This is a genomic window from Magnetospirillum moscoviense, assembly GCF_001650635.1.
Classification (GTDB): domain Bacteria; phylum Pseudomonadota; class Alphaproteobacteria; order Rhodospirillales; family Magnetospirillaceae; genus Magnetospirillum; species Magnetospirillum moscoviense.
This window is the reverse complement of record NZ_LWQU01000206.1, coordinates 1-9,292: the sequence shown is the minus strand read 5'-3', so window position 1 is coordinate 9,292 and position 9,292 is coordinate 1. Positions and strand designations below refer to the sequence as shown.

The 9,292-nt window shown below is 61.4% G+C and carries 9 protein-coding genes; 6 read left to right on the top strand and 3 right to left on the bottom strand.

Features of this window, described 5'->3' with window-relative positions; genetic code table 11:
* The first annotated feature begins 245 nt into the window (after positions 1-245).
* The gene (locus A6A05_RS19365) at positions 246-716 is read left to right on the top strand and encodes a hypothetical protein (RefSeq protein ID WP_245644390.1); all 471 of its coding nucleotides are present in this window, start codon (positions 246-248) and stop codon (positions 714-716) included.
* Between the two features lie 206 nt (positions 717-922).
* On the opposite strand, the gene A6A05_RS19360 is transcribed toward A6A05_RS19365, so the two are convergent.
* From A6A05_RS19360 to A6A05_RS19350, 3 genes are read right to left on the bottom strand one after another with little or no spacing between them, the layout of a single operon-like run.
* Positions 923-1,831: a plasmid partitioning protein RepB C-terminal domain-containing protein gene (locus A6A05_RS19360; RefSeq protein ID WP_068504759.1), complete on the bottom strand. Its 909-nt coding sequence runs from the start codon at positions 1,829-1,831 to the stop codon at positions 923-925.
* Positions 1,828-2,730 carry a plasmid partitioning protein RepB C-terminal domain-containing protein gene (locus tag A6A05_RS19355; protein ID WP_068504757.1) on the bottom strand — a complete coding sequence of 301 codons (903 nt, stop codon included), beginning with the start codon at positions 2,728-2,730 and terminating at the stop codon, positions 1,828-1,830. The genes A6A05_RS19360 and A6A05_RS19355 overlap by 4 nt, the downstream gene beginning before the upstream one ends.
* Complete coding sequence (locus A6A05_RS19350; RefSeq protein WP_281193822.1) at positions 2,730-4,301, bottom strand: recombinase family protein; 1,572 nt, start codon at positions 4,299-4,301, stop codon at positions 2,730-2,732. Before A6A05_RS19350 ends, A6A05_RS19355 begins: the two co-directional genes overlap by 1 nt.
* A gap of 83 nt (positions 4,302-4,384) precedes the next feature.
* Here A6A05_RS19350 and A6A05_RS19345 point away from each other — a divergent pair, with 83 nt between their 5' ends.
* The 5 genes from A6A05_RS19345 to A6A05_RS19325 form a co-directional block, all read left to right on the top strand.
* Entirely contained in the window at positions 4,385-4,747 is a 363-nt protein-coding gene (locus A6A05_RS19345; protein ID WP_156521163.1) for an XRE family transcriptional regulator, read from the top strand.
* 427 nt (positions 4,748-5,174) lie between these two features.
* Complete coding sequence (locus A6A05_RS19340) at positions 5,175-5,852, top strand: efflux RND transporter periplasmic adaptor subunit (protein ID WP_245644389.1); 678 nt, start codon at positions 5,175-5,177, stop codon at positions 5,850-5,852.
* 2 nt (positions 5,853-5,854) lie between these two features.
* Complete coding sequence (locus A6A05_RS19335) at positions 5,855-7,642, top strand: site-2 protease family protein (protein WP_245644388.1); 1,788 nt, start codon at positions 5,855-5,857, stop codon at positions 7,640-7,642.
* Positions 7,643-7,662: 20 nt separating this feature from the next.
* Positions 7,663-7,962, top strand: coding sequence for a hypothetical protein (locus A6A05_RS19330; protein ID WP_156521162.1), 300 nt, complete (start codon positions 7,663-7,665; stop codon positions 7,960-7,962).
* Positions 7,963-8,544: 582 nt separating this feature from the next.
* Positions 8,545-9,292, top strand: a 748-nt coding sequence (locus A6A05_RS19325; protein WP_483807288.1) for a response regulator, incomplete at its 3' end; no start/stop codon positions are given.

Below are 9,292 nucleotides of genomic sequence, written 5' to 3'. Positions count from 1 at the left end.
GACATCCGCATCATTCAGGTGCTGCTCGGCCACAGCAATCTGTCGACCACGGCCCGCTACACCCAGGTGTCCACCGCGATGATCGCCAGGACGGCCAGCCCGCTCGACGGCCTCGACCTGATGGTAGTGCCGCCGGCCTGAGATGGCGGCCATGGCCGGGGGACTGGAGGTCGCGGACGTGTTCCGCCGCTTCGGCGCCGCCTGGCGGGCTGCCCAGCCTGTTCGGCGACGATGCCGAGAAGGCGGTGGGCAAGCTGGCCGATACCGTCCGCGCCATCACCGGCACCGACGATCCCGACAAGGCCCGCGAAGTGCTGGCCGATCCCAATCTGGTGTTCCAACTGCGCTCCCAGGCACAAACTTTCGCCCACGAGGAGCGGATGCAGCAGATGGCCGGCGCGCTCACCACGCTCACCGCCACCCTGGCCGACCGTCAGAATGCCCGCGCCCGCGACAGCGAGTTCATCAAGTCTGGGCGCAGCAACACCCGCGCCAACGTGCTGCTGGTCACCGCCGGCATGGGCATCATCGGCGGCATCGGCTTCATGGTGTTCGGCCAGGTTGACGGCAACACCGCCGTCGGCGGCTGCATCATTTCGGTGGTGACCCTGCTGGCCGGCAAGTTCGCCACCGCCTTCGACTTCGAGTTCGGTGGTTCGGCGGATTCCGAGCAGACCCGAAACTTGCTGGCGCAGGCGCCGCCTATCGGCAAATAGATCAGATCGGATTGCACACGACGCGGCCGACCGGGAGAAACCCTGGTCGGCCGCTTTTCGTGTTTATGGCCTGCGATGAGGCAGGCCAGTGGTGGGCTCCGAATGGGATCGCCATCATCCCCACCGCCACGCTTGATCCGCCTATCGCGACGGCGTCTCCTGTGGTCCCCGCGCTTCAAGGGTCCGGGTCCCCATACCCTGAAAAGCTATATTTCAGCCGCGCTAGGGGTCTCTTCGCTCGTGGTTTCGACCACCCTCCGCAATTCGACCGCCAAATCACCGTGGTGCTTGTCCAGATGTGCCGCAATTTCGGGATTGGCCAGCAGTTTGCCCATAAATCCCTTTGCCACCACCAGGGTCAGCATGGTTTCGCCGTAATTATCTTCGATCAGCCGGTAGTCCCGCTGAAGCTTCTCCATCTCCCGTTCCATCCGGGCCATGTCTGCAGGAGCCACGCCTCTGGTGGGTTTAACCTTGGCGGGTTCGACCAGATCCTCGGGTTTGGATGTCGCCAGAATCATGCGGGCATAGTTTTCGGTACAGTGGTTGGCCGAGATCATCATTCCGGCCGCCGCGATCTGGCGCATGGGCTTCATCCTACGCAGGAATGCAAAAATCTTTTGCCCGACCAAGCGGTCCTTCAACATTTCCACCACTTCGGGGGCAATGCCCACGAGTAGACGTTGGCGTTGACGGATTCTCTCCACATTTACGTTTAATGCTTGGGCGATACGTTCCGGGGCCAGCCCCTTCTCGATGGCCCTGATGATCATCTTGTGTTCTTGCACGGCAGATAGACGGTTGATCCGCTTGTTATAGGTGAAGCCCTCGTCATCCGTGGAGACAAGGCAAACAGCTTCCGTACCGCCCAGTTCCTTCAATGCCTCCAATCGCAGATGACCATCGAGCAGTACGTAAAGGCCATCGTTGCCCGCCTCGGATTTTTCGGGGTGGACCGCCAACGGTTCGATGATACCGACTTCGTGGATCGACGCGAGAATGGTGCGGTATTTTGGGGTTTGGCGCACGTTCACGCTGATTTGGCGGGTGGGCAGGATGCGATCGAGGGCCAGGAGTATGGTCTCCCCCTCAAAACCGCTGCTGACCCCGCTCATGGCCGTATCTCGGTGGGCAGCCGGTCGGCCAGAGTCTTGGGCATGTCATTGATGCCCTCGGCCCTCAGCAGCGTGCGGAAATGGTCATCGGCCAGCAGCTTTCGCAGCGCGCTCAGCACGAACATCAGTCGTTGCTCGCTGGCCTCGGCCTTCTTCACCATCAATGTCTGCCGCCGAACCTCGGTCTGATAGGTTTGCACCAGCCTCTTGGCGGTGAGTTCCTTTGGGACTTTATTGTCTGCCCGCCCATATCCTTTGCCCAAGGCACGGCGGGTATCGATCAATTTGCGAACCCGCATGAATTGCTCGCCGCGCAGACTCCCGTCCTCATAGGCATTTAACAGTTCGCTCTGAACGTCCTGATCTCCGGCCTTGGCAATCTCTGTCGCGATATAGATCGGCAGCCAGCCCTGTTCGACGGCGTTGATCAGTCGGGTTTCACCCGCCTTCAGCAGGGTGAGGATGCCGTAGATGTAGCCGCTATCCAGGCCGATCTTTTTGCCGATCTTGGACGCGGTATACCCTCGCTCATCCAGAACGCGCACCGCATGCAGCAGATCCCGGCTGGAATGTTGGCGGCGCGCCAGATTCTCGACCAGGCTCATCAGATAGAGGTCTGCTTCCGAGGCCGTGACGACCGAGGCCGGGATCTCCGTTTCCCCCAATGCCTGGAAGGCTTCGATCCGCCCTTGGCCGCAAACGAGGAGGTAAGTCGGGCCATCGCCATCTTCCTCGGCCAGAGTGACCGTGATGGGGCGCTTCAACCCAACCCTGGCGATGTTCTCGACGATATCGGCGAAGACCTTCTTCGCCCGGCTGCGCGGGTTCGGGATGCGAATGCGGTCGATGGGAATGGAACGGATTTTTCCAGGCCCGGCCAAATGATGAATGGGGGGCATCAGGCAAGCTCCTTAAGGCTGACGCGCCGGGCCAAGCCGTCGAGTGCGTCGAGGGTGTCGTGGCGATAGGCGTCAAGCCCGGCGGCATTGCGTTCGGCCAAGCGCATGCGGGCCATGGTCATGTCCAGGGCGGGGAGCAGGTAGTAATCGAGCGCGGTTTCGTTATTGGAATCCATGCGGACCGCGACAGTAATATCGGAGCGGAGGGCGGTATCGAAGCGGATCACCCACCGCCGTGCCCCAGCTGGGGTTTCCTGGCAGCGGCTCAGCACCAGAGATGCCGTGAATTCTCCGTTGACCGTCATCAGGTCGGTTGCGGGGTCAAGCTCAATCGTTCCACCGATGTCACGGATGCGAGCCATGGTCTCGGCAACGATCCGGGGATGCAAGTCGCGCAGGTAGCGATTGATTTCCAGATTGAGGTAATCCCGCTCGGGCCGGTAGCCGATCAGGACATAGGCGCGTGTCAGGCTGCCAAATCGGCTGCGGAAAGCGCCACTCGACGGCATGTTTTCGCACTCGTCGATGATCATGCCGGAAAGGCTTCCCCGCTGCTGGAGCAGGGTGTTGAGGTCGGCCAGCATTTCTTCGTCGGAGAGGCGGATGGAGCGCTTCTGGATAATGGCTTGGGCTGCATCGAACAGGGACAGGTCGATGATCGGCTGGAATGCGCCATTAGCCCGAACCCAATCATCCGGGCCATTGACAACCCGCTTTTGCTTCAGCTTGAACGACTGGCGGTTCCAGACGTTATTGCCGACATACTTTTCATTGATGAGAACCTGATGGACCGTGGCTCGGCTCCAGAGCCGGCCAAAATCGGTGCGGATTCCACGGCCATTGAGGAGTGCAGCGATTTCACCTTCGCGGCATCCCCCTTCCACGAACGTCCGATAAATCCAGCCGACGACCTCGATTTCTTCCGCAGGCCCAGGGACCAGCACGACACGGTCGGTGTGGATGCTTTTCTGCTCGCCGCGGACCAATTCATTCTTGGCGGCGCCGGTATGGTCAATCAACTGGCGGCGCAATCCGAAGCCTGCCGGGCCGCCCTGGCGGTATCCCAGCCCGATCAGTCGCCTTTGCCCAGTGAAGACCTTCACCGACAGTTCTCGGGGATATTCTCCCGCCATCATCCGCTTTAAGGCCTTGATGATATGGGAGAAGGGGCTGCCGTCATTTCCGAATTGCTCGGCGCAGTAATGGACCTTGATCCCCGCGATATCGCAGCAAAGCTCGTAATAGGCACCCTCGTCGGGATTCTGAAATCGTCCCCATCGGCTGACGTCGTAGACCAGCACCGCCGCAAAGTCCGCCTGACCGGTTTTGACGTCATGCAGGAGTTGCTGCAGCCCCTTGCGGCCATCCAGTCGCAGGCCGCTTTTGCCCTCATCGGCATAGGTTTGGATGATTTCAAAGCCATGCTTGGTGGCGTATTCCCGAATGGCGTCGCCCTGATTCTCGGTTGAATACTGCTGATGCTCCGTCGACATCCGCACATATTCGGCGGCGCGGATCAATGGCGCAGCTTCCGATATTTCTCTATCCGATGGATGATTATTCTCAGCCAAGCAATTCGGCTCCATCTCAACTTGTTTGTCGCCCGTGACTTCTCGGCAGACGACTACTTCAACCATACGGATGGAGGCTGCCGATGTCTCGGCTGGAAAAGGGCACAATTGTGCCCCTTTCAGGAGTTGACAATTCGGCAGAAGCTGAATTTGCACGGGCTTTGGCGGTCGCATTGCGACGCGAATTGAAGGGCCGTCGATCAATTGTGAAAATTATCGGTCGCTGGACGGAAGCCAGCGACCGCGCCATCAAGAACTGGCTTGCAGGAAGATCGGTCCCCAGCGGCTTTCATCTGGTCGTCTTGATGATGAAGTCGGACGCGGTGCTGAAGGTGGTGATGGCGGCCGCTGGGAGGGAGAGCTATTCTGCAGCGACCATCTGTGCTGGTTCGGAAGCTGCGGGCATTGTGACGCCGAGTGCCATGGCGATGTCCGAAGATATTTGATCCGCTGCTGCCCGCACCGGATCGGCGACGAGATGGGCGAACGGGCCGCAGTCTGCTCTTGGGCGGGACAAAAACGCTGATCAACGACCATCTGCACGAGATGATAGGCTTGGACGCGGACCGGCTGAAACAATCATAACGCCAGCGACGACATCAGGAAAAAGCTTCTCCCCGGCGCCCGTTGGGGCAGTGTCGTGGTGCTTTTCCCCCCTGAGTCCAAGACAGCCGTGCCCGCGCTCCCAGCCCATCGAGCACCTGCCACAATGTGTGGACGGCCCCCTGAACGCAAGGTGTTTCAGCCTGACGAAAGCAACGAGAGCGATCATGTGTCCGGCCTTTCAATGCGGTACTATGGCCGGTCAGGAGATGCCGGTTCAGCATCTTCTGATGGTCGCCGCATTCCAGACAGACGATATGGCTGGACGGGGTGATCGACCGTATCCGGGTCAAGCCCAACGAGACGGTGAGCGAAGGCCAGCCCTTGTTCGATCTGGACGCCACCATGCTCTCGGGCAAGCTGGAAGTGGCGCGTCAGCAGCAGGCGACGGCGGAAGCCGAATACCGCCAGGCCGCCCAGGCCATGGTGTTCGACCCCAAGGCCAAAGCCCAGATCGCCATTCTGGCCGGAAGGACCGAGGAGAAGGCCGCCGAGACCCGCCTTCTGGAAAGCCAGTTGGCCCGCATCGGCGTCAAATCACCCAAGGCCGGCATCGCGGTGTTTGACGACGCCTCGGACTGGATCGGCAAGCCGGTGGTGGTGGGCGAAAAGGTGATGGTGGTCACCGACGAGACCGATACCGAGATCGAGGCCTGGGCCTCGGCCGCCGATGTGGGTGAGGTCAGGCCGGGGGGCAAACTGACCCTGTTCCTCAATACCAATCCGCTCTCGCCGGTCCATGCGGTGGTGAGAACGGTGGCCTATGATTCCACTGTCCGGCCCGACGCCAGCATCGCCCATCGAGTGCGGGCCACCCTGGCCGAGGGCGAGGCCAAGCCCCGCCTTGGTCTCAAGGGCACCGCGCGAATCGACGGCGGCACCGTGCCCCTGGTGTGGTGGCTGTTCCGCCGTCCGCTGGGCACCATTCGCCAGTTCGTAGGGGTCTGATCATGATGGGGGCGATGGCCGTCGGCGATATGGCGTTGCCCCAATTGCGGGACGAATTGACATTGCATCCGGGGGCTTCCGCTCCCGACGGTGCCCCCACCTGGACACTTCACGATCCACTGCGCAATCAGTTCTACCGCCTGACCTGGGCCGCCTTCGAAGTACTGTCACGCTGGCATCTTGGTTCCCCGCAGTGGGAGTCCTTCGCCACCACCTTCGTCGATCATTTCTCCCTGACTGGTCTGGCGGCGTTTGGCATCGCGCTGGGGGTTGCCAAGATCATCCATGAGATGGGCCACGCCTTGGTCGCCAAGTCGTTCGGTTGCCGGGTGCCGACCATGGGCGTGGCCTTCCTGGTGATGATGCCCATGCTTTACACCGACGTGAACGAAGCCTGGAAGCTGACCGACCGTCGCCAGAAGCTGCTGGTGGGCGGTGCCGGCATCATCGCCGAACTGACCCTGGCGGCCTGGGCGACGCTGGCCTGGGGGCTGCTGCCCGAGGGCACCGCGCGCGCCATGGCCTTTACGCTCGCCGCCACCACCTGGATTTCCTCGCTGGCCATCAATCTGTCGCCGTTCATGCGCTTTGACGGCTATTTCCTGGCCATGGACGCATTGGATGTCCCCAATTTGCATCCGCGCAGCTTTGCCCTGGCCCGCTGGCATCTGCGCGAGGTTCTCTTTCGGCTGGGCGAACCAGTGCCGGAACACTTGCCGTCCCGGACCCGGTTGGGGCTGATCGCCTTCGGCTGGGCGGTGTGGATCTACCGCCTGACCCTGTTCCTCGGCATCGCCGCGCTGGTCTATCACTTCTTCATCAAGATCGTCGGCGTGTTCCTGTTCGTGGTCGAGATCGGCTGGTTCGTGGTCAAGCCCATCGCCGCCGAAATGGCGGAATGGGCCAAGCGGTGGGACGGCATCAAGATCAGCCGCCACTCGCGCCTCACCTTTGGCCTGCTGGCTGGTTTGATCCTGCTGGCAGTGGTGCCGTGGAGCGGGCGGATTTCGGCGCCAGCGATCCTCAAGGCCGCCGAGCATGTCCAGCTTTACGCGCCCTCGCCCGCCATACTGACTGCGCTGGAGGCAACCGAGGGGCAAGCCGTTAGCGCCGGCACCAATCTTGCCCGGCTGGAGAACCCCGATCTGGCCGCTCGTCTGGAGCAGACGGGGCGACGTATCGGCGTGCTGAAATACGAACTGTCCTCCATGGGCATCGACGACACCTTTCGCAGCCGCGCCCAATCCATCGCCAAGGAATTGGAAGCCGCCATGGCGGAACAGGCCGGACTGGTGTCGGAACTCCGCCGCCTTGACCTGACCGCCTCCATGGATGGCGTGGTCACCGATCTCAGCCCCAACCTCCAGCCGGGCCAGTGGATCAACGGCAAGGAACCCATCTTGGGTTTGCGGCGGGGCGCCGTGCTGGAAGCCTATGTCACCGAGGAGGACCTGCCTCGCATCCAAACCGGTGCCAAGGCCAGCTTCATCCCCGAGAGTGCAGGCACCGCCCGCCCGGCCACCATCGCCACCATTGACCGCATGGCAGTCAGATCCTTGACCGAACCGGAACTGGCGGTTCCGTTCGGGGGGACGATCCCGGCCCGTATCGACAGGCAAAGCCTGATCCCCGATGGCAGCATCTATCGTGTAAGATTGTTGCTGGTCGAAGCTGGCGAAACCCCCGTGCCCCAGCGGGGCGAGGTCCACATGCAGGGCGAGCGCCGTTCCGCCCTGGGTCGCGCCCTGCGCGCCGTCGCCGCCGTCCTGATCCGCGAATGGGGCGCATGACTCGCCACAAGGAGAGCACCATGAAGCTGAAATCCCTGGTCCTGGCCATCCTGTTGCTGGCCGCTCCGGCCCTGGCCCAGCCCACCGTCGTCGATCGGAACTACGAAGCCGAGAAGGCCGCCGAAATCTCCACCGCCAAACTGCAACTGGCCACCCAGCCGGGATCGACGGCGGTGCAGGAACTCAACGAGGCCGAAAACACGCTGCGCCACCTCAAGGAAACCAAGGCCACCGATCAACGCCGCAAACTCGCAGCCGAATTGGAAATGGCCATCAGCCGCCTGAAAATCGCCGCCGGGGCGGGTGCGATGCGTCCATGACATTGAGAGTCGTGCAACCGCTTGATATTTCAGAAGAGAAGGTTCATCCCCAGGCTCCGCCCCTCCGCCACTTATTACAAATGAAAAATTCTCTGACGCATAGAGCCTTGGGCGAAAGCCCAAGGTTCTGCGCCGTTTATGGCCAGTAGCTGTTGACCTTCTGGTCTTGTTGCTGCGCATTCTTAACCAATTTTCTCTTCTCTCCCGCCCTGTTTCTCTGAAGGCTGTTGACTGCCGCCAAACGGTACGGGTTTTAAAGTTGCAAGAAATTCAGAGAGTTGCGGTGCCAAAAGCTGTTGACCTTTTCGCTGTTTTTATTGGCGCGGGCTGGAGTCTGGGAGTGGAACGGGCGGTCAACAGCCGTCTTGGCGCCCCGCAGAGTTGAGCGGCGCCAAGGGCCTCGACAACCGCCATTCGGCGGGAACGTTCCCTATGCCGGGTCAGTGCCAGGAAGAGCCATGCGTCCAAACTCGGAAATCAGGATGATTTCCCCCCTCGCCGGAGCTGATCTGATGACATTCGGTTGGATGATCAAGGGCACCCATTTTGGTGTCGGCTGAAGATCAGAGGGGGCGACGGGGGATGAGGCCGCTTTCGGCATGCACCAGTATCGTCGGCATCGCGGACACCGGACTGCGCATGGTCATTCGGGAACTGCTGATTACCCTGAAATTGCGTGACATCGAATACGTCTCGGATACGGACACCTTGCTTCAGACCTTCCAGCATAAACCCGGCGTCGATCTGATCATAATGCAACACGACCTTCCCCCTGGAGGCGGATGCCTTGATGTCGCCAAATCCGTGCGTTGGGGCAAGATGTCGCCAAACCGGAACGTGCCCATCGTCACCGTCGGTCGGGACTGGACGCCGCAAAAGCTCGTCGATGTCCGCGAAGCCGGCATCAATGAAGTGATTGCCATGCCGACGGCAATGCAGACCGTTCAGCGCAAGCTCACCTCGGCCTTGGATCCCGAGCGGCCCTTCGTTTCAGTTGACGATTATCGCGGCCCAAGCAGGAGACGGCGCACGACCGGGCATCAGGGGCCGTTCCGCCGCGCCGCCGACCGCATCGCCGAACAACTCCATGACGTCGAGGACAAGTCGGCACGCCGGACCGAGAAGTTGGAAAAGTTGGCGGCAGCCCGTCCCCCGGAAGAGCGTCCGCCATTAACCGCCTCCCCATCTTCCCTGCCTTCACGGCGGCCGGAGCCTGCCGTGGAGATTCCATCGGAGGCCAAATTCCTCGCGCAGGCCCGCCTCCATCACGTGCTGTTCGTCGCGGTACGGGAGTTGGCTGGCAAGGAAGCCAGCCCGACAGCGGCGATCA